Source organism: Alkalicoccobacillus murimartini, from assembly GCF_030813245.1.
In the GTDB taxonomy this organism is placed as follows: Bacteria; Bacillota; Bacilli; order Bacillales; family Bacillaceae_D; genus Alkalicoccobacillus; species Alkalicoccobacillus murimartini.
This window is the reverse complement of the sequence record NZ_JAUSUA010000001.1, coordinates 261,096-285,766: the sequence shown is the minus strand read 5'-3', so window position 1 is coordinate 285,766 and position 24,671 is coordinate 261,096. Positions and strand designations below refer to the sequence as shown.

Genomic DNA, 24,671 nt, shown 5'->3' with positions numbered 1-24,671 from the left:
TACAATACGAAGAAACGAAATGTTTTAATTGATTCCCTTTTTATATGGTTTCATCAATCGGCTCTTCCCGGCCATTTAACCCTTCTACAGCATTTACTAATGTAGAAAGTAAGTTCCTTGTCAGATCCTGCAATCCTGTTGCACTTGACATGGCCGCTTGTGAGAAAACATTATAATGTGGATCTTCTTGCGTCACTTGCTGTTTAGAAACTAAATCAATTCGCGAATTTGGTTCGTGTTCAAGAACTTCTTTCTTCACCATTTCTTGCTTTGGCAAAGGTGTTGGCTCTGAAATCCCTAGATATTCATTCATATATTGAATACCACCGACAGCCCCTAGTAATATCGCAATCATTAGTAATCCTAATTGTACGAGCCATTTTTTCCCCATCAAGACCCCTCGCCCTCTTGTATTGTCCAATAGTACTCAGCAATTACGTCCGCTAACGCTTCAGATGACCGATACGTTTCCTCTAATGTATTATCCACGCCACCAATTTCAATTAACATCGATTGTGGAGCTAAATCTTGATTAAATACGCCGTTGGTTTTTGAACCTTCTTTTGTTAATACTCCTCGGCTTAATCCTGGATACTTTTCTTCTAAAAGTGCGTTGAGGTCTTCTGCCATTTTCGTATTGTATTGAGAATTAGGATTATTACCTCCAACCACAAAGAATGTTCTGGCATACTCTTCACCATTAATGGTTACGGTTGTTTTACTTCGATTGGAAGAGTCGCGGTGCAAATCAAAATATAATTCAAAATCAGGTGAGCTCTCCATTGCTTCGGTCAAAAACTCCCGCGCTGCATCATAGGATTGTGTATACTCCCACCCTTTTTCATGCACACGCTCTTGAACACTTCGTTCTTCTCGTGTGGCACCGATGCCCCTTTTTTCAAGCTCTTGTTTTAATTTTTCACTGGTTTGTGTAATGTTGACCTTTTTATTAAATGCTTCATCAGAATTAAGTTCAGGTAAAAACGATTCCGTGTCATGCGTATTTATGATGTAGACAACTTTTTTCTCTCCTGTATTTTGTTCAGATTGAGCCTGCTGTCTTTTGGCTTCTTCCGCTTCTTTCTCAAGCTGAATCACTTTCTCTAAACTTTCTTGCTTGGCATCTCGCTCAGCAAGTTGGACATCAATTGGCGGGCTAGATTCATGAGACAGCGTTGTGTAGTCTGTGCCAACACCTGCTATATAGATTTGAGAATCAAAAAAAGCAAATCCAGGTAACTCTCTCCCTAAAAAGCTACGAGGATCTTCTGGATTTAGACTGGTCACCATATGAAAGGCCAAAGGAGCAAGCTGCATCTGCCTACTTCCCTCTGGTAACGGTTCTGTAAAATGAGTATTCTCCATACCCATCACTTGCAAAAGCTGCTCTCCAGCAAGACCTGCTGACCATGTATGGATGTATTCAGAAGAAAACCCACGCCCCTGACCAAAACTGGTTAGAACACTCACAAGAATAAATAGACTAATCACACCAAGCACCGACGTTATCATCATCTGCTTGATGCTTGTCCGATTTACTTTGATTGTCATGCCGCGAAATCCTGATGGCTTCATCTCTATCACTCCCGAGTCCATTACGTGACTACTGCCATCCTATTCAGGTTTCGGACAGGCTAGAACACAAAAAAGCCCCTTTTGTCCGGAAGGAGACATAAGGGGCATTCATGCATTAATGTGTGTAAGCACCTGTATTTAATTGATCAACTTGATTATGCAACGCAGCATTTAAGCCGCCAGCCAATACATGTGCCATATCTTCAATAAATACATCAATTTCTTTTGGGGTCACCATTAAATTATGACCTATAGGTGAAAGCACTTCTGAGATTAACTGTCTTTTTTCCTGTTCAGGTAGATTTCCAACAATACCAAGAACCGTCTCACGCTTTTTCTCGTCTGGTAAATCTTCATCCGTCAGCGTTCTCTTTTCTCCAAATGTCATACCAGCGGGGACTAACGATCTCGAAGGGACTTTCCCTGTTTTCATTTCTCTACCAAAATGTTTAAGGACATAATCGATCGTATCACTAGTAATTGTTACTGCATCTACAACCGTAGGAATCCCAATCGCAATCACTGGAATACCGAGCGTCTCCTTACTAATTTCTTTTCGTTTGTTCCCTACACCACTTCCCGGATGAATCCCGGTATCCGTGATCTGAATCGTTGAATTCACTCGATCCACCGACCTTGAGGCGAGAGCATCAATAACAATCAGAAAATCTGGTTTTACTTTTTCAATCACACCGAATAAAATATCACTTGTTTCGATTCCTGTTAAACCCATAACACCAGGTGTTAGGGCACTAACTGAGCGAAAGCCATCCTGGACTTCTTCCGGAGCTAATTCAAACAAATGTCTTGTCACAAGAATTTCCTCCAAGGCGATCGGACCTAGTGCATCTGGCGTAACATTCCAATTCCCTAAGCCAATAATTAAGCAACTATCTGATTCACCCACACCTGATTCAGTTAAAAACTGTTGAAATGATGTAGCAAATACTTTTTCGAGTTTTGCTTGCAAGTCCGTGTCTTTCGCTCGAATGCCTTGTGATTCAAACGTTAAATAATGACCAGGCTTCTTTCCTAGCTTTGGAGCAGCCTGCTCATCAATTATAACCTTCGTCACTTTTATCCCATCTATTTCATCTGATTTTACTTGAATACCCGTAACAGGCTTTGTATCGGGTTGTTTTTCTTTATATAATTCATGTGCCTCTACCGCTAAATCTGTACGCACTTGAAACGGCTCCATGTTTAAATGATTATCCATCGTCTATTCCTCCATTTTTCTTATCATACATGTAGCCTTCCTCCGCGCCACTATTTCATGCATTAAGAGAATCCAAAGAGAACTATTGCTTTTACGGTGCGATTTTGATAAAATGCTTGTTGTTATACAAGTCATTCTAAACGGCATTTCAATTGCTGATAACTGTGAGTAAAAGGACGTTCTTCTTTGAACAAACTAGTTACAAATTGAGAATTGGCTGTTTGCTCAGGAGGTGAAACACATGGCGAATATTAAATCTGCAATCAAACGCGTGAAAACAAATGACAAGCGTCGTGCTCAAAACGTTGCTTACAAGTCTGCTCTACGTACTGCCATCAAAAACTTCGAGAAACACGTTGAAGCTGGAGAAACAGAAGGAGCTCAAACAGCATTTGCTGAAGCGACTAAGAAAATTGATAAAGCTTCAAGCAAAGGCCTTATCCATAAAAACAATGCTGCACGTACAAAGTCTCGTCTAGCTAGACAGCTTAATGGACTTTCTGCTTAATGCACACACAAAAAAACGACTCCCTAGGAGTCGTTTTTTTATTAATTACGCCCCTTGTGAAATTGAAAGGGTGCCTAACTTAATAATAAAGAGTTCTACTGCAAACTCCTTTTCCTGTTTTCCTGTTTTTATCGCATAATCCGTATCTGCCGCTGCCATGATACTGGCCTTTAATCGCTTTTCCTCATATCCCGATACTTGTTTTCCTGCAAGCTTCACCACATAAGGGTGTAACTTCAAGATCCCAGCCATTTGTTTTTCAGAATAGGAACGCTGTTTTAGTTCCATAACATGTAGATATATCCGTAGTTGTCTCGTTAACATAGCCAAAATCATTAATGGTTCTTCTTTCCTTCTAACCATTTCCTTGTAAAGAGTGACCGCAGCAGCAGTCTTCCCCTTCATTGCCCTGTCAATCAAATCAAATACAGATTGCTCTAATGTTTTGGCTACTAATTGCTCCACAGCCTCCATTGTTACCTCTCCACCTACGCCTGTATAAAGCTGACATTTAGTCAGTTCAGAGCGCAATTGCAACAAATTCGTTCCTGCCAATTCTACTAAACGTTTTTTAACTGGATCAGGTACATCAATTCCGAGTAAATCAGCCTGCTCGCGTATCCATGCAATCGTTTCTTGTTCAGACAATTCCGCAGCCCGAACAACCGTTGCGTGTGTTTTTAATTGCTTTGTAACCTTTTTCCGTTCATCTAGCTTTTCATAAGGAGCGACAATAATTAATGTCGTCTCAGATAATGGTTGTTTTAAATAAGGTTCAAGACTCTCTATTTGATGTTCAATTGCGGACTCAGCCTTTTGACTTGTTGCTAAGTAAAAGTCTTGAACAATCACAATTTTTTTACTCGAAAAAAACGGGAGTGTTTCCGCTTCCTCAATAATAAATTGAAGTGGCGTATCTGCCAATCGAAAACGTTGGACATTCATCTCTTGCTCTTCTTTACTCAACGTACTCGACAGGATCTCATGAATGACTTCTTCAATAATAAATGCCTGTGTGCCATGCACAAAATAAACAGGATCCACTTTTCCTTTTTGAATATTCTTTAACTGCTTTATGTAATCCATCATCATAACCCCGTTTTTGATTTTACTTCTTCTGTTTAGTGTAAAAAATATCTTGCCAAATAACAAGACAAACATAAAGAGGAGACTAACCATAATGGTAGCCTCCATTTATAATAAACGTAGAGAAACGAAACCCGGGATCTTCGCTTCTACACGAAATACAAGACCGGTCTCTTTATAACGTATCCTATGCATGCAAACATTATGGGTGACAACTCTTAACAGCGTAACCAATGACCGGTGAAAGAAGTCAGATTTTGCGTCAAATCTAGAAACAAGCATAGTAAAATAGAGCGCTTTCGCTTATACTGAAACTTAGAGAGAGAGGAGGATTTTGATGAATAAGTTTGAAGAAGAAGTACAAAGCAAACGGAATGATGCCATTGACTCTGGTATTGGGTTTGTCGCATCCTTTGGTTTCTTTGCCACCCTCTTTATCATTGCTTCGCTAGTTGATGTTTTCAGTCTACTGTAAACTACATGCGATTCAATATTCATAACAGGACCTGTTGTCATTTAGGTCCTGTTTCGTCTTGTGGTAGAGCCGTCTTCACTTTTATTCCCTGCCCATTTAATTGATACTGAACAGCGCCATGAAGATCCGTTCTCCATATCGACATCTGTCTTTCTTGCAACCGACTAAGGATCTCAGGGTGTGGGTGACCATAACGATTGTCTTTGCCAGCAGAGATCATCACCACATTTGGTTGAAGCTGATCTAAGAACTCCTCAGAAGAAGATGTTAAGCTTCCATGATGGCCAACCTTTAATACATCGGTTTGGATGCTCGGATACCTTTCTAACAATCTCCGCTCTCCTTTTTCACCTAAGTCTCCAGTAAATAACCAATTCACCCCCTTTATTGAGGCCGCGAGCACAATGGAACGTTCATTTGTATCGGTCTCATGATCTGATGAATCAGGCGCTAGGATCGCGAAACGATTTTCACCAAATGACCATGTTTTTCCTGATTCAGTCATACGAATGACTGTACCTGCGTCTCTATATGCGCTTAATACTTGAATTTCGTTTTCCTTTTCAACGGGACCTTTACCATAGATCAATTCTTTCACTTTCATTCGATCTAATAATGCTTCTGCTCCTCCTATATGATCATGATCTCCGTGGGTCAGTATTAGGTAATCTATCGTTGATATTCCTTTTGCTTTAAGATGGGGGATCAAGATATCCTTACCGGTATTAAATTGATTTCTTCGGTTTCGCCACGGTTCTTCTGAAAAACGAATGACTCCTCCTGTATCAATCACAAAAACCGCTTCTCGTCTTGGCAGTTCAATGACAAAGCTATCTCCTTGCCCAACATCAAGCATCGTCACAGTCGCCTCCGTATTAAAGTAAGGAGGCAGCTTGATTCCTACAAGTGGCACTAACAGTAGAACCATGGCAAATGCCCACCAATATTTAATTTGAGACTCCCACATCAACATAACGAGCACAATACACACATACAACACACCGATAAACCAAACTGGAAGTTTTCCTGGTGAGTAAGATAACAACGGAAATTGATTTATATACGTAAGAACTTGATGAACAGGAGATACAACAGATTGAAGCAGAAAATAAGGGATGTTTACTGCAGTTGGAAGGAAGATATCAAAGAGACTAGCTAAAAACGAGGCAGGTAGAACAAGCAGTGTGACAAAAGGGATATATATAAGATTTAGTGGGATGCTTATTAGATTCCATTCAAAGAAATGATACAAAATCAATGGTAAAGTGAGTAGCTGAGCGATTAATGTAACAGCCATGGTTTTACCCAAATAAGATGTACATAGTGATTGAATAGACTGAGCTGAAAGGATAAGAGAAAACGAAACGAGAAAAGAAAGCTGAAAGCCTAACTGAAAAAGCACATAGGGTTTTAACAGAAGATAAAGGAGAAAAATGAAGGAGATACCAAGCATCGGTTGAATTTTCTTTTTTAATCGCAAACACAAGAGTACAACAAAACTCATTGCAGCAGCCCTTATGACAGGTGGAGCAGCCCCAGCAGCAAATGCATAAAACGGCAAAGCGAACAGTAACAGCTCCATTGCCCGCTCTCGCGTAAGGCCAATTCTAATTAACAAATACATCGCTGCAGCTGTTAGCATGCCTACATGTAGACCTGAGACCGCAAGCAAATGAATCACCCCAAGCTTCTGATAAGCCTGAAGTATATCTTGGTCAATAAAATAACGATCGCCATACGTTAAGGCAATAATTAACCCAGCGACATCTTCATGATATCGCGAAAGAATTTGTTCCATACGATCCATTCGCCATCCGTTGAATCGATCGGCCCACGTCCCACTCTCAGCGTTACAAAACGTCTGTTCCGGATTCAATTGGTAAACCCAATGAATCGATTGTTCATATAGATAGGTTTGATAATTAAATTGATAAAAATTTGTGGGTAACCTAGGATGCGTCAGACTCCCTGTAAATCGACAGGACATACCAGGTCTTATGTGACTCCACTTGTGTTGCTCTGCTTCACTTTTAAAGAAACCAGAAGCTTGTAGTCGTTCTCCTTCATCCAATCGAATCTGCAACTGCATCGAGTCTCCGTTGATTCTAGGTACCCCTGTAATTGTACCTTCAATCTCTAAATGACCTTCAGATAACATCGATTCATTATTCATTTCAGCGCTGATACCTCTTAACGAAAACACCATAAAAAAGATCATGGCAATGAGCAGTGATTTCTTTACCTGTTGCTTTTGTAGTAAGCAATAGATTAGTAGGATAAGTGTTAGCAGAACAATTGCCACATCAAACCCTTGAATGCCTCCCCATATTCCAAGTATGGAAGCAACAAGACAAATCACTAGTAGTCTTATTACTACTCTCCTCCTTTATTATGATTTCGTATAAATTGAGCGGGTCTGCTGTAACAAATCTTGAAGAACATCTTCCGAGACATCTGTTTTTTCTAGTTCCTTTAACAAAGATACGGTTAAATTTAACTTATCCTGATACTTACGATCCAATATAGCTTCATCCAATTCTACGGCAATTAAATCGACACCTGCTGCTTGAAAAATTTGTTCAGCATAAGGATCATTTTTGTATTCCTTTGCATAATACACACGTTGAATCCCCGCTTGAATAATTGATTTCGAACAATGTACACACGGAAAATGCGTGACATATAATTCTGATCCTTCGGTTGGAACTCCAAATTTTGAGCATTGAAGTAGTGCATTTATTTCCGCATGAATCGTTCGAATACAGTGATTATCTACCACCATACATCCATCATCTAGACAATGAGCTTCGCCGCTTACAGAGCCGTTATAGCCCCCTGCGATAATCCGTTTATCTCGAACAATTGTTGCCCCTACCATCAGCCTAGGGCATGTACTACGTAATGATAATAAATGGCTCTGCGCCATGAAATATTGGTCCCAAGAAATTCTGTCCATCATTCAGTCTCCTCTTAATTAACGGTCACATTCATTGCTTCCTAAGTGTAAAAAGGATAATGGTTTCAGTCAACTAAAAATCGACACTTATTTTACGGTAATCTCTGCTTTAAGTTTTTCAAATGATTTTTCTCCAATTCCACTTACATTCATCAGTTCCTCGATAGTTTGAAAATCACCATGCTCTTCTCGATAAGCAATAATCGTTGCTGATTTTGATGGGCCTATTCCATTTAACGTTTCTAAATCTTTTTCCGTGGCTGTATTCAAGTTAACAAGGGGTCCATCATCGCCACTCGCTTGCCCTTCCTTGGATGGTTGAGTGGCCTGAGCGATAACCAGTTCTCCTTCTTCGCCGATCTCTGGTGCATATATCAGCATCTCATCAAATAGGATCATAGCAAAATTTAATTGGTTTGGGTCAGCATTCTCTGTTAGTCCTCCAGCCGCTCGGATTGCGTCGTCAACTCTGCTACTTGCTTCTAACCTATAGATACCAGGTGAAGATACAGCACCCTTCACATCTACAATAATGACAGAGGATTCTTCAGTATCAACATCTTCCTCGCTTGGTGTGTCAGGCTCTTCTTGAGTCAGCCACGGGTCAAGCTCCGTTTGATTCGCTTCCCCTTGTGATTGACCGCTTGAAAACAACAAAAAAGATACTATGACAACAATACAGCAGGCTACTCCAGCCACTAGATGAACACGATACGGTTGGATAGCACGTAGCATATTCATGAACCCCTCCTTTTTTAAATCAACTCTCATAATGTGCTGTTCTTTGCATATGAATAGTGATAATGATATTGGCACAGTAACCTGCTCGTAGAAAGGAGTTTGTTATGGCTCGTATAGGTATTATTGGAACAGGAAGTATGGGAACACTGTTAGTTGAAGCATTACTAGAAGCGGAAGCGTTACAAGAGGAAGAGATCTTCATTTACAATCGGAGCATTCAAAAGGCTATTCATTTACAGGAAACCTACCCTGACATTCATGTGATGCCATCAGCTAGTCGGCTTGCAGCAGTCGCTGATACGTTGTTTATTTGTGTGAAACCTTTACAAATCCCTTCATTACTTGAAGAAATCAGTCAGAGTTTAAGACCATCCACCTTGCTTGTTTCCATTACAAGCCCAATAAAAGTTGACGTTATTGAGACTCAAGTGTCATGTAAAGTTGCAAGAGCTATACCAAGCATGATCAATCAAACATTGTCTGGCCCTTCTTTGCTCAGCTATGGTGAACGATGCACACAGTCTGATCGTAATCACTTAACCAGTCTTCTCAGCTTTATCTCTGAGCCCTTAGAAATAGAAGAAGACATCACACGTGTGTCCTCAGATATCGCAAGCTGCGGTCCTGCTTTTTTTAGTTATTTGACGCAGAGTTTTATAGATGCAGCCGTTCGACAAACCGCCATATCAGAGGAAGAAGCCACAGAGCTAGCAACCAATATGCTGATTGGATTAGGGAAATTGTTTGAACAGGAGCGTTTCACATTAACAAGTCTTCAACAAAGGATTTGTGTGCCTGGGGGAATAACTGGAGAAGGAATAGAAGTATTAAAAAATGAAACGGGACAGATGTTTGACCACTTGTTCCAACGGACTCATAAGAAATTCTACAAGGAACAGAAGCATATACAAGAATCTTTCTACAACAAAGGAAGGCTTTCTTAATAAAAGAGCCTTCCTTGTTCTATTCGCTATTCTTTTAAGTAATCCTGCTTATAACTTGATTGCTTTAAAAAATATTCGTTCACTTTTTTCTGAAGGTGGATTGGGTGAAAAATCAGCTGTAACAGATTCTACCCGAAAACCAGCTTCCAAAAGCCACTGTTTGTATTGATTAATAGAAAAGGTTCGCTGTGCATGAACTTCGTCGAAACGCTCATATTCTCCAGAATCTTTAATAGAGAAAAAAGTCAGTTCATGTTCTACGCTGTCTGGATACTCCCCAGCAAAGGAGGTCCAGATGTACGAAACATCTTCATCGGCATCAGCAAACGTATGCCCAATAAATTCGTGGTTAATCTTATGTTGGGAATGTACATCAAACAGAAGTAGACCACCCGGGGACAATTGCTTTGCAAACCCTTCAAAAGCGAGCTTGACTTCATCTTCCGTTGCTAAATAATTCAATGAGTCACAAAAAACAGTCACAAGGTCATAGACAGCAAGCGGAGCTAATTCCGTCATATCCGCTTCAATGAGCAGCGGATTAAAACCTTGTTCACCTGCTTTTGTCCGCGCAACAGTTAACATATCAGCCGAGAGATCTAAACCCGTTACCTCTACATTTTGCTTCAATAGCTCAAGCATTAACTCACCTGTCCCACAACCAACATCTAGCAACGTTAAGCCATCCAGTTGTTGGTTTGGAACATTCTTTCTTACGTACTCTACCCACTGATCATATGGTGCCTCTGACATTAAATAATCATAAAGCGAGGCAAAGCCAGCGTATCTCATGTCTGATCCTTAAGATAGGTCCAGCCATGTCGCTGTTCAATTTGCCCTTCCTTTAAAAGCTTACCTAGTGCTCTTTTGAAGGATGCCTTACTCATATCAAATGCCCCTTTTATTGACTCCGGTGAAGATTTATCACCAAATGGCATGGATCCATCCTGGGCTTTAAGATAGTCTAACAAACGTCCTGCATCGTCCTTTTGACGTTCACTGCGCAATGCCTTCATTGTGACGTTAATACGTCCGTCTTCACGTACAAAAACGACTCGTGCGCGCACACGTTCACCAATTCGAAGTTTTGAAGTCATTTCGTCATCATGAAGAAAAGCGAAGTGCTGCTTATCCGTGAAAATGAGGGCACCTTCATCAACATAATGATAGACGTGTCCAGAAACATCTTGATTCAAAACAATTGGATCTGCCTTAACAGAAACGTTTTCAAGTGGCAACCCTCTTACTAGCGCACCCATTAAGCGTCCTTTTTTATCCCAATCAAGTGAAACCGGAACCTTATCTCCGCGAGCTGGCCAATAGTCTTCATCTTCAGGTAATTCATCCATGGATACAAACAAATCACGTGTAATTCCATTATAAAGAAAGACACCATGACCTTTCTTTACTTGAATAACATCAAGCCATGCGAAATCATCATTTTTGACGATCGCTTTTTCCATCGTAGCCGAGAGTCTGTTCTGGTGATCATGATAAAGGAACACTTCTAGCGTTGAACCAATTTCATGATCCCCTCCTGCTTCACGCTTGTGAAGCAGAACATCAGTCTGACCATCTGTGAGAAAATAACCAAACTCAGCTTTACGAGCTACAGTTAATGTTGCTGTTAACCCTGGCTTAAGCTCCATTATCCAAGTACCTTCTCAATCTCAACCGTCGGAGCATCGCCCCATAGTTTTTCCAGGTTATAGTACAAGCGTTCATCTTTATGGAATACATGTACAACCACATCACCTAAATCAAGCAAGACCCAACGCGCTTGATCAAATCCTTCAAGACGTTGAATTTCGATCCCTTGCTCTTGTACCACTTTTTTTAATTCAAAGGCAATAGCCTGTACTTGTTTTTCGGAATTACCGTGACAAATAACAAAATAATCGGCTATTGGTGAGATCCCCTTCATATCTAATGCTACAATCTGTTCCCCACGTTTATCGTCTACTGCATTAATCGCTAATGATAATAATGTATTTTCGCTCACTCTTTATCAAAACTCCCCTCAAAATGTGTAATTAAATGATTGTATGTCTCAAGTGTTAACGGATAAAGCAACTGTCTTTTACTGATCAAAAAGGAGATCATATTCTCTAGCATTTGAATAATTGCCTCGTCCAAATTTGATTCAGCTAATTCCCTTACCTCATCAACGCCTGGAAATTGTCTATTCGGTTCAATGTAATCGGCTAAAAAAATCACTTTTTCCAGCCCGCTCATATTCGGGCGACCGGTTGTATGATATTTAATGGCGTCAATAATTTCTTGATCCCTTATATCTAATTCCTTTTCAACATAATGTGCACCACAAGGCGCATGAAGCAATTCACTACTGTATTCAAGAATGTCCTTACACGGAAGGTCATCTCTAACCAACTGTCTCATTTGTTCTTTATCACGATACTTTGCATAATCATGAAATACAGCAGCTATTTCTGCCTTTTTTTTATCTTCTCCAAAACGTTCGGCTAGTATGATTGCCGTTTCCATCACACCAATGGTATGTGTGTAACGACTTTCTGTTAGGTGAGGTTTAACGAGCTCTAATGCACGGCTTTGCTCCATATAAACCTCCCTCCATGATATATGAGTGTACGGAATCAGGCACCATATAACGAATAGGCTTCTGCGCTTGAATTCTCTCTCTAATATGCGATGAAGAAAAATCAACCTGCACTAAATCAAGGTGATGAATTCGATCTTTATATAGTCGTGGTGTTTGACTACTACCTGAACGTTTGAATCCAATAAAGGTAACCAGCTCAAGAATGGTATCAATGTCTTTCCATTCACTAAGTGATTCTACCATATCTCCACCAATGATGAAGTAAAATTCGTGATCTTTGTACTGGGAAGTGAAATGCTTTACGGTATCCACAGTGTACGATCGACCTTGGCGTTTGATTTCAGCATCTGATACTTGGAATCTTGGCTCTTCCGAGGTTGAACGAACAAGCATCTCAAATCGCATATCCCCAGGAGTCACCTCGCGCTCTTTATGTGGTGGCGTAGAAACAGGAATAAACCAAATTTCATCGAGGTGACATTCATGCAATGCCTCTTCAGCCATCAGCATATGTCCAAGGTGTGGAGGATCAAACGTCCCTCCAAATAAACCGATTTTCTTTACCGACATACATCTCACTCTCTTCAACAACTATCTTGGCAGCACCAGGCTGGCATTTTCTTTTGATGCTTTATAAACAACGATCGTATTTCCAATGACTTGAACCAATTGAGCTTTCGCACCTTTTGTGATTGCTTTTGCTACTTCATCTTTATCATATTCACAATTTTGTAAAACGCTCACTTTAATCAATTCACGAGCTTCAAGTGCTTCTTTTATTTGTTCGATCATATTTTCATTTGTGCCACCTTTTCCTACTTGAAAAATTGCACTTAAATGATGCGCCTTCGAACGTAAAAATCGCTTTTGTTTTCCAGTTAACATGACGTACTCCTTCTTTGGTTTATACCAAACCAAACTTTACTCATTCTTTAATTGCTTTAAAATTGTCTTACGCATAGGCTCTGACTCTGGATAGATACCCGTCCAATGCTCGATGGATAACGCTCCCTGATGAACAAACATGCCTACACCATTTAACACACGCGCTCCCCGCTTCTTCGCTTCCTTTAACAACCTCGTTTCAAGTGGGTTGTAAATCAAGTCACTAACTACCGCGTTTGGCGACAATCGTTCAAGAGAGATCGGCATGTCTTCAACATGAGGGCTCATGCCAACGGATGTTGTATTAATAATAATTGAATATTCCTCTAGATTTGCTGCAGCACTCGAAATTGTCGAAGCATTCACGTCTGTAGTATCCCGTTGAAATACACGAGCCAAGTCAGTTGCTTTCTCTATCGTACGGTTCGCAACTACCACTTGCTTAGGTTGATGTGGCAACAATGAAGCGAGAACAGCTCTTGCTGCTCCCCCTGCACCAATTACAAGAATAGATGCTCCCAACAGCTCTGGTACCACTTGCAAAAGAGATTGTATATAGCCTCTACCATCCGTATTATAGCCCGTTAGTTGGCCATTTTCATTTAAGATCGTATTGACAGCTCCTATTTGTCTCGCTTCCTCATCAACTACATCAAGGTATTTCATGACTTCAACTTTGTGAGGAATAGTTACATTACAGCCACGAATGTTTAATGCACGGATTCCTTTAACTGCTTCTTCCAGTCTATGTGGCTCTACATCAAAAGCCACATAGGTCGCGTCCATATCAAGCTGTTCGTAGGCAGCCTGATGCATCACTGGCGACATTGAATGTCCAACAGGATGCCCAAGCAATCCAAATACCTTCTTCATACTACTCTCACCTCAGCTTGACATTATAGATGGACGAATAGACACACCTACACCTTTTGGTGCATAGGCTTCAATCTTTAAGCCTGTCCCTCTTACCGTAATCCATCCAAGACCAGAGAATACAATATCACTTAACTGATCAGAAATCTTAAATGTATGCTTCACCATCTCAAGTGGACCTTGCTCCTCTTCTGGAGGTGTCAAAAGCGTTCCTGCATGTTGTTGATAAAGCGTATCTGCTTTTTCAATCTTTGTGCGATGGATAGTCAATTCATTCGACAAATAGCACACAAACGAAGTTCGCTCTCCATTTGTAAAATCCATCCTTGCTAAACCACCCAGAAACAGTGTTTGACCACTATTTAACTGATACACCCTTGGTTTTGATTCTTTTTTTGGTGTAATGGTTTTTAGACCCGCTTCAGAAACATAGTGAGCCATCTGATGATGATTAATAATACCAGGTGTATCAAACATCGTTTGTCCATCATCTAATGGAATATCGATGACATCTAAAGTTGTACCAGGGAAATGTGATGTTGTAATCAATTGGTCTGTGTCTCCAGCAAATTGTTTAATTAGCTGATTTATAAACGAAGATTTTCCAACGTTAGTACAACCTACAATATATACGTCTCTTCCCTTACGTAACTCATCTATTTCTGAAGCAACCTCGAGAACACCTTCGCCTGATTTAGTACTCATGAGTGAGACAGATTTTGGTGTTAAGCCTAATTGCTTAGACGAAAATTTCATCCAGTTAATGACCTTGTTCCGATTAATAAGCTTTGGAAGTAAATCTACCTTATTTCCAACAAGAAGAACATCGTTTCCGCCCGCGAATCTGTGCAAGCCCGGTAACCAGCTCCCTGTAAAATCAAAAACATCTACAATTTTAACGATGAGTGCTTTTTTTTCAGATATTGTGTTCAATATTTTATAAAAGTCATCATCTGTTAATGAAACATCTTGTACTTCATTATAATGCGTTAAACGATAGCAACGCTGACAGATTATAACTTCTCTCTTAAGTGCAGAGGGAGGAGCAAATCCAAGCTCACCTTTATTCTCTGTTTGGATTTGAACTCCACAGCCTGTACAAAAAATAGGCTCTGAGGTCACTTTTGATTCTCCCATTGAATCATCCCTTTCTTTCTCATCCATCTTAACACGAACCGTTCTGCTCGACGATTAAGCAGAGTCGCAAGCCCATCTGATTTAGCAACCGGCACAACCAGAATCGTTTGTAGTCCTGCTCGATTACCGCCTAATACATCAGTAAAGATTTGATCTCCAATCACTACCGTCTCTTCAGGCTTCACTCCCATTTGCTTACATGCTCGAACAAATGAACGTCGCATTGGTTTTCTCGCACTATGAATGAACACCATTTCTTCTGGGTCAGCAAAAGCCTTTACTCGCTTTTCTGAGTTATTTGAAACAATGGTGACAACCATATCATGCTCTGTCAGTCGCTTAACCCATTCCCTTACTTCGGGCGTTGCTTCTGGTCGATCCCACTCAACTAGCGTATTATCTAAATCGGTAATAATCGCACGAATTCCATTTTGGCGAAGCTCATCTAGATTAATTTCATATATGCTTTGTACATATTGATTGGGCAAAAGGTTTTTTAGCACTGCTTACACCTCATTATAATAATTATCCGTTCATTTCGATCCGTATTTTCTATCAATCTAAAACTATACCGTCTACAACCACTTTAATCAATGATTTCCACAAAAATCACCCGTCTAAAACCAATTCTGTTCAATATTCATTAAGTTTTTCGACATTTTCTGTCAATTGCCCTGTTTGTGGATAACCTTATACACGACAAAAATCCACACATAACACGTCATCTCATTCTTTATACACATTTAAACCACAAGTTATCCACCCCCACCTGTGGACAAAACGAACGATTGTTCTCGTATTCAGATCATGGTAGGATAAAAAAAACAAAGAGATTCATTCAACGAGAGGTTCAAGGTTTCAATTTTTGTGGACATACCATCTTTTAAGGGAGGTGACCCTGCTGCTAGTAAACAGCAGGACAAGATGAAACATCTATCCGACGATCTTCTCATTGAAACGTATTATAAAGCCATTGAACTAGAACTGAGTAATGAATTTGTAGAACTCATTAAGCTGGAGCTTATGAAACGATCACTTGAGGCAAAAATTAAGTTGTCATCCTAATATACACAAGTCAAAAAAGAGGAGTGCCCATCCTAGGCTACTCCTCTTTTGTTTGTTTTGGACGGATCTTAATATATTCCCTTGGACCAAACTCTTCATCAAAAAAACCTTGAATCTGTTGACCTTTTCGTTCCTCTAACCGCTTTTCATCCACCGCATGATCTGAAAACCAACCAGCTCCAAACATAAGTAGAAATATTCCTCCACAGACATACGCCTTTGTTCGAGTTCTCATAATTTACTCCCTAATTCCTTTATACATTCAGCTTTGGAAAAAAAGAGACAAACTATACATTTATATTTACGTTTCTGTTTCAGTGCTGTTTCTTCTTATTTAAAAGCATCTTAAAACCCTTATAAGACAAAGCATCATACTACTTTTCTTTTGCATAATACTTTGCTAGAGTCTTAAGTGAAGTCGTCTTAACATACATCTTTGACGTGAGGAGGTACCCTATTGTCAACTTTACATTTGGCTATACTTGCACCATTTATTGGAGCTTTAATCATTCCCTTTTGGGCTCTTCACATAAAAAGAGTACATAGTGGTTGGATTGTATTCGCCATTCCTTTAGCACTTTTCATCTATTTCCTTGGATTTTTATCCACTACTTCATCCGGACAAACCGTTCAAGAGACCATCAATTGGGTTCCATCACTCGGCATTAACTTCACAGCCTATATAGACGGACTAAGCCTATTGTTTGCTCTCCTAATTTCCGGAGTAGGTGCACTCGTTGTTTTGTACTCCATCTTTTATTTAGATAAAAAGAAGGAATCCTTACATCAATTTTATGTGTACTTACTAATGTTTATGGGGGCAATGGTTGGTGTTGTCCTTTCAGATAATTTAATTGTCCTGTATATCTTCTGGGAATTAACCAGTCTTGCATCTGCATTATTAATTAGTTATTGGTACGGTCGAAAGAAATCCATTTATGGTGCACAGAAATCAATGTTGATTACTGTATTTGGTGGGTTTTCGATGCTAGCAGGGTTCTGTCTTTTGTATGGAGTAAGTGGCACCTTTAGTATTCGAGAACTAATTGCACAAGCAGATATCATCGCAGCAAGTTCTGTCTTTATTCCTGCTATGATTTTGGTTTTACTTGGCGCCTTCACAAAGTCAGCCCAGTTTCCATTCCATATTTGGCTTCCAGATGCGATGGAAGCGCCTACGCCAGTTAGCGCGTATCTACATTCCGCAACCATGGTTAAGGCAGGTATTTATTTAGTTGCTCGGTTGACTCCTTTGTTTGCAGGAGGGGCACAGTGGTTTTGGATTATTACAATAGTGGGTTTAGTTACCCTCCTATGGGGATCACTCTCTGCTGTAAGGCAAAAAGACTTAAAAGGCATTTTAGCTTATTCAACAATCAGTCAGCTAGGCATGATTATGCTATTACTTGGGCTAGGTTCAGCCGCGTATTATGTTGATTCAGATCAAGCTGCAGCTTACTATTCAGTTGCGACTGTAGCCGCTGTCTTGCATCTAATTAATCACGCTACTTTTAAGGGTAGTCTTTTTATGGCAGTGGGAATTATTGACCACGAAACAGGAACAAGAGATATCCGAAAGCTTGGCGGATTAATGGCCATTATGCCAGTTACCTTTACTGTTTCATTAATTGGTCTTGCAGCGATGGCGGGTCTGCCTCCGTTTAATGGGTTCATCTCCAAAGAAATGTTCTTTACGGGAATGTTACATGCGATTACGTTGGAAGGCTTTAACATGGGAACTTGGGCTGTGCTCATACCCATCATTGCTTGGATCGCAAGTATCTTTACCTTCTTATACTGCGGTATCCTTTTTATAAAGACGTTCCTTGGTACATACACACCAGAGAAACATGAAAAGAAAGCTCATGAAGCTCCGATCGGTATGTTAATTAGTCCTATTCTTTTAGCTTCACTTGTAGTGGTATTTGGATTTTTTCCAAACTTACTCTCAGACAGCATCATTAAACCAGCGGTCACTTCAATTATGCCAGCTCTTTCAACCAACGCATCCTTTGATATTAGCCTCTCGATGTTCCATGGGTTTAACCTAGAGCTGTTCATGACAATCGGCGTAGTTGTCGGTGCCATTTCACTTCTGTTATTGATGAAGAAATGGCAAAGCTTACAATTGTATCAACGTGAACGCGATCCACTTAACGTTGTATACGATCGAGGGCTAGATGGATTAATTAGTGGATCACAATTTGTGACTCGTTTACAGATGACCGGACTTCTTCGTGATTATTTTAGCTATATGATCACCTTTATCGTGTTCATCCTAACTTACACTGCCATTAAATATGGTGCTTTTATCTTTGGTGTTAGCCATACTGCACCGATTCCAATCTATGTGTGGGTCCTTACTGTTATTTTTATCACAGCAACAATTAGTATCCTATTTATTCGCAAGAGAATGACGTTAATCATTATGGTTGGGATTCTTGGATTCTTAATGGCTTTGTTCTTTGTCATATTCCGTGCACCTGACCTTGCGTTAACACAGTTACTTGTTGAGACTGTATCGATTCTATTGTTTATGTTAGCTTTTTATCACTTACCAGAGCTGCCAAAAGAAACAGCTAAACAAAGCCTTGTTACACGTAATGTAGTCATTTCTGTAGCTGTTGGCTCACTTGTAACACTTATGGGGATAAGCTCCTTTATTATGGGATCTGATCTGAACTTAGCTTCTGTGTCTGAATACTTCATTCAAAACAGTAAAGAACTTGGTGGTGGCTACAATATGGTCAACGTCATTCTTGTTGACTTCCGTGGTCTTGACACCATTCTTGAAGGACTTGTCCTTGCTATTGCTGCGCTTAGTGTGGTTGCAATGATTAAACTTCGATTCAAAGGAGGAGAAGACACTTGAGAAAACCATCACATTCAAATGATATCTTGCTTCATTATTTAACTAAAATTGTCGTCATTTTTGTCTTCTCCTTCTCAATCTATTTGTTTTTCGCTGGTCATAATCAGCCTGGAGGAGGATTTATTGGTGGGTTAATGACAGCTTGTTCGGTCCTTCTTTTGTATCTAAATTTTGATCGAGAAAAAATCAAAAAAGCGATCCCTTTTGCCTTTACATCATTTATTGCGGTGGGTTTGATGCTATCTTTAGGCACAGGTATGTGGAGTATGCTTTTTAATGACGATCCTTTTCTGACCCATTACTTTGATTATTTTGAACTACCTTTCTTTGGAGAAGTCGAACTGACAAGCGCATTACCATTTGATTTAGGTGTCTATCTTATCGTTGTTGGGATTGCCATTACCATCACCTTAACGATTGCGGAGGATGATAACGAATGGAAATCTTAATGTCCGTTGTAGCAGGTGTACTATTTACTGTAGGCACCTACATGCTTTTATCCAAAAGCTTGCTAAAAGTAGTTCTTTCCCTTGTTCTACTGTCACATGGTGCACATTTGTTACTTTTAACTACTAGAGGTCTAAACACCGGTGCTGCCCCCTTGTTAAATATGGGTGAGACAACATTCACTGACCCTTTACCACAGGCTATGATTTTGACAGCTATTGTTATTAGCTTTGGAATTACAGCGTTTCTATTGGTATTAGCGTATCGAACGTATAAGGTTCATAAAACAGATGACTTAGAGAAATTAAGAGGTTCTGCCGATGAATAACATTCTAATATTGCCCGTTTTAATTCCTGTATTTATGGGGGCTTTCCTCATCTTGTTTCAAAACAAGCCAATGGTTCAACGAGTGCTAAGTTCGATAACCGTTCTTGCGATGTTGGCGATTTCCATTTACCTAGCCATTACTGTTTATCAACAAGGCATTATGACGTTAGAGTTTGGAGATTGGCCAGCGCCATTTGGCATTGTGTTTGTCGCTGATTTATTTGCTACATTTATGGTTGTTCTAGCTTCTCTCATTGGAGCGATCTGTTTATTTTATGGGTTTGGGACTCTATCTAAAAAAAGAGAATCATTTTTTTATTATCCCTTCTACCTCTTTCTTTTAACTGGTGTCAATGGGGCTTTTTTAACAGGCGATTTGTTTAATTTATTTGTTTTCTTTGAAGTTATGCTTATTGCGTCCTATATCTTAATTGTATTTGGAGGAACAAGCTATCAACTTCGTGAATCATTTAAATATGTTGTAATAAACGTATTCGGTTCCATTCTCTTCTTAGTGGCTGTCTCTTATATATATGGTATCACTGGTACTGTGAACATGGCACACTTAGCAGAACGAACGGCTGAAATTGGGCAAACTGGTGCGTTGCAGGTCGGGGCCATTATTCTATTGATCGTGTTTTCCATGAAGGGTGCCCTCTTCCCACTATACTTTTGGTTACCTCGTTCTTATTACGGGCCTCCATCAGCTGTAGCAGCTTTGTTTGGTGCGTTGCTGACAAAGGTTGGGATCTATGCGATTATCCGAGTCTTTACACTCATTTTTAATCAAGATATCGCCTTTACCCACACACTTATACTCATCCTTGCAGGTCTTACGATGTTTTTCGGTGTGCTTGGTGCGGTGTCACAATTTGACTTCAAACGGATTCTGTCTTATCACATCATTAGCCAAGTAGGTTATATGGTTATGGGACTTGGTTTATTTACAAAAGTAGCGATTGCAGGGGCCGTCTACTACATCGCCCATCACATTATTGTAAAAGCAGCCTTGTTCTTGCTAGCCGGTGTTACGCAACATGTAACAGGAACAACAGACTTAAAGAAAATGGGCGGCTTGTTAAAAACCCACCCATTGCTTGCCTGGATGTTCTTTATTTCGGCTATCTCACTTGCTGGGATTCCACCGTTAAGCGGCTTTTTCAGTAAGTTTCCTTTAATTCTTGATAGTATGACAACGGGTCACTACGTTATTGGTGGCGTAGCCTTACTTGTTGGTCTACTTACTCTCTTCTCAATGCTAAAGATTTTCATCTATGCGTTTTGGGGAAAACAAGCACACACAGAAGAACAGGCGAGCATTCCGACAACGAAACTTCTTTTGCCTGTGATTCCACTTGTTGTTTTAACCATCGTACTCGGTTTTGCGGCAGAACCAATGTTTCAGTATTCTTTAGAAGTTGCTGAGCAATTGTTAACACCAAGCGAATACATTAAAGCCGTACTAGGAGGGTAAGCAGATGGGTATTCAACTTTTTATACATGTCATCGTTACCTTCAGTTGGATGTTATTCAATAACAGTTTTACATTCGTTGACTTTACGATCGGTTTCGTCATTGGTATTGGGACGTTATGGCTATTTCAGCGATTTTTTGGCTACCGTGTCTACTTGTACAAAGTATGGGCAGTCATCAAGCTGTTGCTGCTATTCATTAAAGAGCTTATCCAAGCAAATATTGATGTGCTGAAAGTCGTTCTTTCTCCCAAGATCCATGTGAATTCAGGAATCATTGCTGTTCCAACAAAACTCGAGTCACCAGGTGAAATTACTTTACTTGCGGTTTTAATTACTTTAACACCAGGTACATTATCCATGGACTTTTCTGAGGACAACCAAATTATTTATGTACATGCACTTGATATATCAAATCGGGAAGAGATGATTAAAGGCTTTCACGATACGTTTGAACGAGCAATTATGGAGGTGACACGCTAATGTTTTCAACTGTTATAATGGTTGTGCAACTTATCCTTGCTCTCTCCATGCTGCTCTGTTTCACTCGAGCCCTGCTCGGTCCAACAACGTTTGATCGCATAGCAGCGCTTGATACCTTTGGATTAATATTAGTCGGCTTCATTGGAACCATCATGGTTAGTCAGCAATCCATTGCCTATTCTGAAGTCATCTTAGTCATCGGGATTCTCGCGTTTGTTGGCTCAGTCGCTATGTCGAAGTTTCTAGAGAGAGGTGATCTCTTTGAACGCCGTTGAATGGGTTATTTCAATTATTTTGGTTATCGGCTCACTATTTTGTCTAGTGGCATCAGTTGGCTTAAATCGCTTTCCTGATGTGTATTCCCGATTACATGCTGCGGGGAAAAGTTCTACTCTTGGTACTGTTCTTCTCCTCATAGGAGTTTTCTTGTTTTTTCTTATTGAACAACAAATGGTTGTAGGCAAGATTTTATTAGCCTTATTGTTTATATTCTTAACAGCCCCAATGGCTGCATTAATGATTGCTCGCTCTGCCCATCGAGTGGGCATTCCATTACATGATCCTAAGTCAGTAGATGACCTTAAGAAAACGTATGACAAAGAATAAGAAGAAGTCGCAACGATCTTAAAGTTGTCTAGTCAATTGGACGCCTACCACTAAACAAGCGGACGAAAATGGAGGGCCGACACCTGCGGGATAAAAAGGCATATTGAAATGAACGGGCTTGCCCGGTTAGTTCAATGCCTTCCCGCGGTAAGCGTGCCCCCCATTTTCGGGAGCGATAGCGTAGGACCCCAATTCAGATAACCTCTGAACCCTTCTTTACTTGGGTATTGCGTGACTCACCCTCGCCACAGTAAACGGAGCGATTTTCTAGAGAGTTTCATTTTATTTAAGTAAAAGGACCGAACAATGACAAACCATTGTTCGGCCCTTTTTGTAATTAGAAGACTTTTATCTCAGCCTCTTCTTTCTGCTTATGCGGACTTGTGAACATTCACTCGTCCAATTGCTTCCCCCATTTGAACCTCTTTAGGAGACTCTGAGTCATTTAGGGTCACCATGTCCTTGCTCCATATTAAGACAACCGTTGAACCAAATGAAAAGTACCCAACCTCGTCGCCTTTTTCTAGCTTGTCTGTCTGATGAGTCAGTTCAATGGTATTAATGTTCATGGCCCCTACCTTCACCATGGCCATTGCACCATAAGCTGTCGCAAACTCAGAAATCACTCGATAATTACCTGACAATGGTTTTTTGCCGTAGGTCATCCCCCAATGGTTCACTGGATAAGAACGCGCTCCAAGTGTCCAACGCTTCTGTATTGCCCCAGAAAGTGGCGCATGGAACCGATGATAGTGACTTGGACTCAAATACAACACTTGGTATTGTCCGCCCTCATACAGCGAAGCAGACGTATCAGAGCCTAGCATATCTTGAATGGAGTAGCGTTGGCCTTTCACAACAAAACTACTATCTGCACTCAAGTTTCCTTGCTCCGCCAAGATCCCATCGACAGGACTGATTACACTATCTGAATGAGCATGAATGGTCCGCCTATTTTCCTTAAGCTCACGGATAAAAAAAGAATGAAGATTGCTATACTGTTTTAGTGGATATTGAGCCTCCTCTATATTAATGTTGAATGTCTTCACAAATAAAGGAACAAATGGCTTACTCAAGCTTGATGTCGCAAATGCCTTAAGTTGTTTTGATAAAAACGGACGATTGCTTAATTCAACACAGGCACAAAAGAACCAGCGAAAACCTTTCATTACGTCTTTCCCCCATCAATCACATTTTCTATTTCAATCAGACTCGGTTTCTATTCAACTAATCTCGTGATATACTTATATAATAATACAGTTTTTACTAACTGTGTGGTCGTTTTTGCATTAACAAAGGAGTGTGAACGAAGGTGTTCCTATTACATCGGCTTGACGCTTCACTCAGGAAGCTTAAAGGTCAAATCGCTAACGCCTTGACACTGATTAATTTAGGATTTGGTGCTTTAGCTATTATTTATGTATTTCATGGTCAATTACAAGTAGGACTTCTACTTATTGCGATTGCTGCAGTATTTGATCGACTGGATGGAGCGGCAGCAAGAAAATTTAATGCCACGTCAGAACTTGGTAAACAACTCGATTCATTAAGCGATATTATTTCATTTGGGGTAGCTCCAGCAATGTTAATCTATCAAGCTGCTCTCAGTGAATTTAATCTTACTGGAGGAATCTTCACCATTATTTATATTATGTGTGGAGCATTAAGACTTGCAAGGTTTAATGTAACCGATTCAAGTGGCTTTTTTGTTGGACTGCCAATAACAGCTGCTGGTTGTATTCTTGCATTTTTGACTCTATTCGTCAATCACCTTCCAATTTATGTATTCATGTATGCCATAATTGGTCTTTCGCTTTTAATGGTCAGTCCATTTCGTGTTCGAAAGATCTAATTGAATCACTTAATTAAGTGATTCAATTAGACTCGAACCCTCTTACCATTCAATGTTTTTTGCTAAAAAATGATAAAAAAGTCTCTATTAAGCGTTTATTTAACCCTAATGTCTTGACACCATTAGCATTCATGAGTAAATTTGAAGGGCAGGTTATTATAGACTTGTCAGAAACAAGATTGTTACACACTTGATGTTTAATAGTCTTTTCTAATTTAAGGAATGAAAGGGAGTTTTCTCATGAACAAAACCGATTTGATTAACGCAGTATCAGAGCAAGCTGATCTCTCTAAGAAAGATGCTTCTAAAGCTGTAGATGCAGTATTTGACAGTATTACACAATCACTAGTTGAAGGTGGAAAAGTACAACTTGTTGGCTTTGGTAGCTTTGAAGTACGTGAGCGTTCTGCACGTAAAGGCCGCAATCCACAAACTGGGGAAGAAATCGAAATCCCAGCAACAAAAAACCCTGCGTTCAAACCAGGTAAACAACTTAAAGACGCTGTTAATTAATCATTTCTGAAAAAGATGAGTAGACAAGCTACTCACTCTTAGAATGATCTTTT

Annotated in this window: 31 protein-coding genes; 13 read left to right on the top strand and 18 right to left on the bottom strand. The window is 40.0% G+C overall.

The window, feature by feature from the left end; translation table 11 throughout:
- Positions 1-40: 40 nt before the first annotated feature.
- The 3 genes from J2S05_RS01550 to gpr form a co-directional block, all read right to left on the bottom strand.
- Positions 41-391: a hypothetical protein gene (locus tag J2S05_RS01550; protein ID WP_306979266.1), complete on the bottom strand. Its 351-nt coding sequence runs from the start codon at positions 389-391 to the stop codon at positions 41-43.
- Positions 391-1,575, bottom strand: a complete 1,185-nt coding sequence (locus J2S05_RS01545; RefSeq protein WP_306979264.1) for a stage II sporulation protein P — start codon at positions 1,573-1,575, stop codon at positions 391-393. Before J2S05_RS01545 ends, J2S05_RS01550 begins: the two co-directional genes overlap by 1 nt.
- A 115-nt stretch (positions 1,576-1,690) precedes the next feature.
- On the bottom strand, positions 1,691-2,794 hold the full coding sequence (gene gpr, locus J2S05_RS01540) for a GPR endopeptidase (RefSeq protein WP_306979263.1): 1,104 nt from the start codon (positions 2,792-2,794) through the stop codon (positions 1,691-1,693).
- A gap of 241 nt (positions 2,795-3,035) precedes the next feature.
- Between gpr and rpsT the strand changes: the two genes are divergently transcribed.
- A complete protein-coding gene (rpsT, locus tag J2S05_RS01535) occupies positions 3,036-3,302 on the top strand; it encodes a 30S ribosomal protein S20 (protein ID WP_306979261.1) in 267 nt (88 codons plus the stop codon).
- Between the two features lie 45 nt (positions 3,303-3,347).
- Here the strand turns inward: rpsT and holA are convergent, their stop codons facing one another.
- On the bottom strand, positions 3,348-4,481 hold the full coding sequence (gene holA, locus J2S05_RS01530) for a DNA polymerase III subunit delta (protein WP_306979259.1): 1,134 nt from the start codon (positions 4,479-4,481) through the stop codon (positions 3,348-3,350).
- A 244-nt stretch (positions 4,482-4,725) separates the two neighbouring features.
- On the opposite strand from holA, the gene J2S05_RS01525 reads away from it, so the two are divergent.
- Positions 4,726-4,863, top strand: coding sequence for a YqzM family protein (locus tag J2S05_RS01525; RefSeq protein ID WP_306979257.1), 138 nt, complete (start codon positions 4,726-4,728; stop codon positions 4,861-4,863).
- Positions 4,864-4,900: 37 nt separating this feature from the next.
- On the opposite strand, the gene J2S05_RS01520 is transcribed toward J2S05_RS01525, so the two are convergent.
- The 3 genes from J2S05_RS01520 to J2S05_RS01510 form a co-directional block, all read right to left on the bottom strand.
- A complete protein-coding gene (locus J2S05_RS01520) occupies positions 4,901-7,222 on the bottom strand; it encodes a DNA internalization-related competence protein ComEC/Rec2 (RefSeq protein ID WP_306979255.1) in 2,322 nt (773 codons plus the stop codon).
- Between the two features lie 30 nt (positions 7,223-7,252).
- Positions 7,253-7,819 (bottom strand): ComE operon protein 2, encoded by a 567-nt coding sequence (locus J2S05_RS01515; protein ID WP_306979254.1) that lies wholly within the window; start codon positions 7,817-7,819, stop codon positions 7,253-7,255.
- Between the two features lie 87 nt (positions 7,820-7,906).
- Complete coding sequence (locus tag J2S05_RS01510) at positions 7,907-8,560, bottom strand: helix-hairpin-helix domain-containing protein (protein WP_306979253.1); 654 nt, start codon at positions 8,558-8,560, stop codon at positions 7,907-7,909.
- A gap of 104 nt (positions 8,561-8,664) precedes the next feature.
- On the opposite strand from J2S05_RS01510, the gene comER reads away from it, so the two are divergent.
- Complete coding sequence (comER, locus tag J2S05_RS01505) at positions 8,665-9,504, top strand: late competence protein ComER (protein WP_306979251.1); 840 nt, start codon at positions 8,665-8,667, stop codon at positions 9,502-9,504.
- Between the two features lie 48 nt (positions 9,505-9,552).
- On the opposite strand, the gene J2S05_RS01500 is transcribed toward comER, so the two are convergent.
- From J2S05_RS01500 to J2S05_RS01460, 9 genes are read right to left on the bottom strand one after another with little or no spacing between them, the layout of a single operon-like run.
- Complete coding sequence (locus J2S05_RS01500; RefSeq protein ID WP_306979247.1) at positions 9,553-10,296, bottom strand: class I SAM-dependent DNA methyltransferase; 744 nt, start codon at positions 10,294-10,296, stop codon at positions 9,553-9,555.
- Positions 10,293-11,153, bottom strand: coding sequence for a CvfB family protein (locus J2S05_RS01495; RefSeq protein WP_306979245.1), 861 nt, complete (start codon positions 11,151-11,153; stop codon positions 10,293-10,295). The genes J2S05_RS01500 and J2S05_RS01495 overlap by 4 nt, the downstream gene beginning before the upstream one ends.
- Positions 11,153-11,506: a ribosome silencing factor gene (gene rsfS / locus J2S05_RS01490; RefSeq protein ID WP_306979243.1), complete on the bottom strand. Its 354-nt coding sequence runs from the start codon at positions 11,504-11,506 to the stop codon at positions 11,153-11,155. Before rsfS ends, J2S05_RS01495 begins: the two co-directional genes overlap by 1 nt.
- Positions 11,503-12,084, bottom strand: a complete 582-nt coding sequence (yqeK, locus tag J2S05_RS01485) for a bis(5'-nucleosyl)-tetraphosphatase (symmetrical) YqeK (RefSeq protein WP_306979241.1) — start codon at positions 12,082-12,084, stop codon at positions 11,503-11,505. The genes rsfS and yqeK overlap by 4 nt, the downstream gene beginning before the upstream one ends.
- Complete coding sequence (nadD, locus tag J2S05_RS01480; RefSeq protein ID WP_306979239.1) at positions 12,053-12,655, bottom strand: nicotinate-nucleotide adenylyltransferase; 603 nt, start codon at positions 12,653-12,655, stop codon at positions 12,053-12,055. The genes yqeK and nadD overlap by 32 nt, the downstream gene beginning before the upstream one ends.
- Before the next feature lie 21 nt (positions 12,656-12,676).
- On the bottom strand, positions 12,677-12,970 hold the full coding sequence (gene yhbY / locus J2S05_RS01475; RefSeq protein ID WP_306979237.1) for a ribosome assembly RNA-binding protein YhbY: 294 nt from the start codon (positions 12,968-12,970) through the stop codon (positions 12,677-12,679).
- A gap of 36 nt (positions 12,971-13,006) precedes the next feature.
- Positions 13,007-13,843, bottom strand: coding sequence for a shikimate dehydrogenase (gene aroE / locus J2S05_RS01470; RefSeq protein WP_306979235.1), 837 nt, complete (start codon positions 13,841-13,843; stop codon positions 13,007-13,009).
- Between the two features lie 12 nt (positions 13,844-13,855).
- Positions 13,856-14,980 carry a ribosome biogenesis GTPase YqeH gene (yqeH, locus tag J2S05_RS01465; RefSeq protein WP_306979233.1) on the bottom strand — a complete coding sequence of 375 codons (1,125 nt, stop codon included), beginning with the start codon at positions 14,978-14,980 and terminating at the stop codon, positions 13,856-13,858.
- Positions 14,962-15,483, bottom strand: coding sequence for a YqeG family HAD IIIA-type phosphatase (locus J2S05_RS01460; RefSeq protein ID WP_306979231.1), 522 nt, complete (start codon positions 15,481-15,483; stop codon positions 14,962-14,964). The genes yqeH and J2S05_RS01460 overlap by 19 nt, the downstream gene beginning before the upstream one ends.
- 421 nt (positions 15,484-15,904) lie before the next feature.
- Between J2S05_RS01460 and J2S05_RS01455 the strand changes: the two genes are divergently transcribed.
- The gene (locus tag J2S05_RS01455; RefSeq protein ID WP_306981043.1) at positions 15,905-16,045 is read left to right on the top strand and encodes a sporulation histidine kinase inhibitor Sda; all 141 of its coding nucleotides are present in this window, start codon (positions 15,905-15,907) and stop codon (positions 16,043-16,045) included.
- Between the two features lie 37 nt (positions 16,046-16,082).
- Here the strand turns inward: J2S05_RS01455 and J2S05_RS01450 are convergent, their stop codons facing one another.
- The gene (locus J2S05_RS01450) at positions 16,083-16,280 is read right to left on the bottom strand and encodes a hypothetical protein (RefSeq protein WP_306979229.1); all 198 of its coding nucleotides are present in this window, start codon (positions 16,278-16,280) and stop codon (positions 16,083-16,085) included.
- 222 nt (positions 16,281-16,502) lie between these two features.
- Here J2S05_RS01450 and J2S05_RS01445 point away from each other — a divergent pair, with 222 nt between their 5' ends.
- From J2S05_RS01445 to mnhG, 7 genes are read left to right on the top strand one after another with little or no spacing between them, the layout of a single operon-like run.
- Positions 16,503-18,917 (top strand): Na+/H+ antiporter subunit A, encoded by a 2,415-nt coding sequence (locus J2S05_RS01445; RefSeq protein ID WP_306979227.1) that lies wholly within the window; start codon positions 16,503-16,505, stop codon positions 18,915-18,917.
- Positions 18,914-19,366: a Na(+)/H(+) antiporter subunit B gene (locus J2S05_RS01440; RefSeq protein ID WP_306979226.1), complete on the top strand. Its 453-nt coding sequence runs from the start codon at positions 18,914-18,916 to the stop codon at positions 19,364-19,366. Before J2S05_RS01445 ends, J2S05_RS01440 begins: the two co-directional genes overlap by 4 nt.
- Positions 19,354-19,692 carry a Na(+)/H(+) antiporter subunit C gene (locus tag J2S05_RS01435; RefSeq protein ID WP_306979225.1) on the top strand — a complete coding sequence of 113 codons (339 nt, stop codon included), beginning with the start codon at positions 19,354-19,356 and terminating at the stop codon, positions 19,690-19,692. The genes J2S05_RS01440 and J2S05_RS01435 overlap by 13 nt, the downstream gene beginning before the upstream one ends.
- On the top strand, positions 19,685-21,166 hold the full coding sequence (locus tag J2S05_RS01430) for a Na+/H+ antiporter subunit D (RefSeq protein ID WP_306979223.1): 1,482 nt from the start codon (positions 19,685-19,687) through the stop codon (positions 21,164-21,166). The genes J2S05_RS01435 and J2S05_RS01430 overlap by 8 nt, the downstream gene beginning before the upstream one ends.
- A 4-nt stretch (positions 21,167-21,170) precedes the next feature.
- Positions 21,171-21,647, top strand: a complete 477-nt coding sequence (locus tag J2S05_RS01425) for a Na+/H+ antiporter subunit E (protein WP_306979221.1) — start codon at positions 21,171-21,173, stop codon at positions 21,645-21,647.
- Positions 21,647-21,922 (top strand): Na(+)/H(+) antiporter subunit F1, encoded by a 276-nt coding sequence (locus J2S05_RS01420; RefSeq protein WP_306979219.1) that lies wholly within the window; start codon positions 21,647-21,649, stop codon positions 21,920-21,922. The genes J2S05_RS01425 and J2S05_RS01420 overlap by 1 nt, the downstream gene beginning before the upstream one ends.
- Positions 21,900-22,253 carry a monovalent cation/H(+) antiporter subunit G gene (gene mnhG / locus J2S05_RS01415; RefSeq protein ID WP_306979217.1) on the top strand — a complete coding sequence of 118 codons (354 nt, stop codon included), beginning with the start codon at positions 21,900-21,902 and terminating at the stop codon, positions 22,251-22,253. The genes J2S05_RS01420 and mnhG overlap by 23 nt, the downstream gene beginning before the upstream one ends.
- Before the next feature lie 371 nt (positions 22,254-22,624).
- Here mnhG and J2S05_RS01410 read toward each other — a convergent pair whose 3' ends face one another.
- Entirely contained in the window at positions 22,625-23,422 is a 798-nt protein-coding gene (locus J2S05_RS01410; RefSeq protein ID WP_306979214.1) for a phosphatidylserine decarboxylase, read from the bottom strand.
- A gap of 143 nt (positions 23,423-23,565) precedes the next feature.
- Here J2S05_RS01410 and pssA point away from each other — a divergent pair, with 143 nt between their 5' ends.
- The gene (pssA, locus tag J2S05_RS01405; protein ID WP_306979212.1) at positions 23,566-24,105 is read left to right on the top strand and encodes a CDP-diacylglycerol--serine O-phosphatidyltransferase; all 540 of its coding nucleotides are present in this window, start codon (positions 23,566-23,568) and stop codon (positions 24,103-24,105) included.
- Positions 24,106-24,345: 240 nt separating this feature from the next.
- A complete protein-coding gene (locus J2S05_RS01400; RefSeq protein ID WP_306979211.1) occupies positions 24,346-24,618 on the top strand; it encodes an HU family DNA-binding protein in 273 nt (90 codons plus the stop codon).
- Positions 24,619-24,671 lie beyond the last annotated feature (53 nt).

Coding starts and splice junctions, on each gene's coding strand:
- J2S05_RS01550 (WP_306979266.1), bottom strand. CDS start 391: ATGGGGAAAAAATGGCTCGTACAATTAGGATTACTAATGATTGCGATA.
- J2S05_RS01545 (WP_306979264.1), bottom strand. CDS start 1,575: ATGAAGCCATCAGGATTTCGCGGCATGACAATCAAAGTAAATCGGACA.
- gpr (WP_306979263.1), bottom strand. CDS start 2,794: ATGGATAATCATTTAAACATGGAGCCGTTTCAAGTGCGTACAGATTTA.
- rpsT (WP_306979261.1), top strand. CDS start 3,036: ATGGCGAATATTAAATCTGCAATCAAACGCGTGAAAACAAATGACAAG.
- holA (WP_306979259.1), bottom strand. CDS start 4,481: ATGGTTAGTCTCCTCTTTATGTTTGTCTTGTTATTTGGCAAGATATTT.
- J2S05_RS01525 (WP_306979257.1), top strand. CDS start 4,726: ATGAATAAGTTTGAAGAAGAAGTACAAAGCAAACGGAATGATGCCATT.
- J2S05_RS01515 (WP_306979254.1), bottom strand. CDS start 7,819: ATGGACAGAATTTCTTGGGACCAATATTTCATGGCGCAGAGCCATTTA.
- J2S05_RS01510 (WP_306979253.1), bottom strand. CDS start 8,560: ATGAATATGCTACGTGCTATCCAACCGTATCGTGTTCATCTAGTGGCT.
- comER (WP_306979251.1), top strand. CDS start 8,665: ATGGCTCGTATAGGTATTATTGGAACAGGAAGTATGGGAACACTGTTA.
- J2S05_RS01500 (WP_306979247.1), bottom strand. CDS start 10,296: ATGAGATACGCTGGCTTTGCCTCGCTTTATGATTATTTAATGTCAGAG.
- J2S05_RS01495 (WP_306979245.1), bottom strand. CDS start 11,153: ATGGAGCTTAAGCCAGGGTTAACAGCAACATTAACTGTAGCTCGTAAA.
- yqeK (WP_306979241.1), bottom strand. CDS start 12,084: ATGGAGCAAAGCCGTGCATTAGAGCTCGTTAAACCTCACCTAACAGAA.
- nadD (WP_306979239.1), bottom strand. CDS start 12,655: ATGTCGGTAAAGAAAATCGGTTTATTTGGAGGGACGTTTGATCCTCCA.
- yhbY (WP_306979237.1), bottom strand. CDS start 12,970: ATGTTAACTGGAAAACAAAAGCGATTTTTACGTTCGAAGGCGCATCAT.
- aroE (WP_306979235.1), bottom strand. CDS start 13,843: ATGAAGAAGGTATTTGGATTGCTTGGGCATCCTGTTGGACATTCAATG.
- yqeH (WP_306979233.1), bottom strand. CDS start 14,980: ATGGGAGAATCAAAAGTGACCTCAGAGCCTATTTTTTGTACAGGCTGT.
- J2S05_RS01455 (WP_306981043.1), top strand. CDS start 15,905: ATGAAACATCTATCCGACGATCTTCTCATTGAAACGTATTATAAAGCC.
- J2S05_RS01450 (WP_306979229.1), bottom strand. CDS start 16,280: ATGAGAACTCGAACAAAGGCGTATGTCTGTGGAGGAATATTTCTACTT.
- J2S05_RS01435 (WP_306979225.1), top strand. CDS start 19,354: ATGGAAATCTTAATGTCCGTTGTAGCAGGTGTACTATTTACTGTAGGC.
- J2S05_RS01430 (WP_306979223.1), top strand. CDS start 19,685: ATGAATAACATTCTAATATTGCCCGTTTTAATTCCTGTATTTATGGGG.
- J2S05_RS01425 (WP_306979221.1), top strand. CDS start 21,171: ATGGGTATTCAACTTTTTATACATGTCATCGTTACCTTCAGTTGGATG.
- J2S05_RS01420 (WP_306979219.1), top strand. CDS start 21,647: ATGTTTTCAACTGTTATAATGGTTGTGCAACTTATCCTTGCTCTCTCC.
- J2S05_RS01410 (WP_306979214.1), bottom strand. CDS start 23,422: ATGAAAGGTTTTCGCTGGTTCTTTTGTGCCTGTGTTGAATTAAGCAAT.
- J2S05_RS01400 (WP_306979211.1), top strand. CDS start 24,346: ATGAACAAAACCGATTTGATTAACGCAGTATCAGAGCAAGCTGATCTC.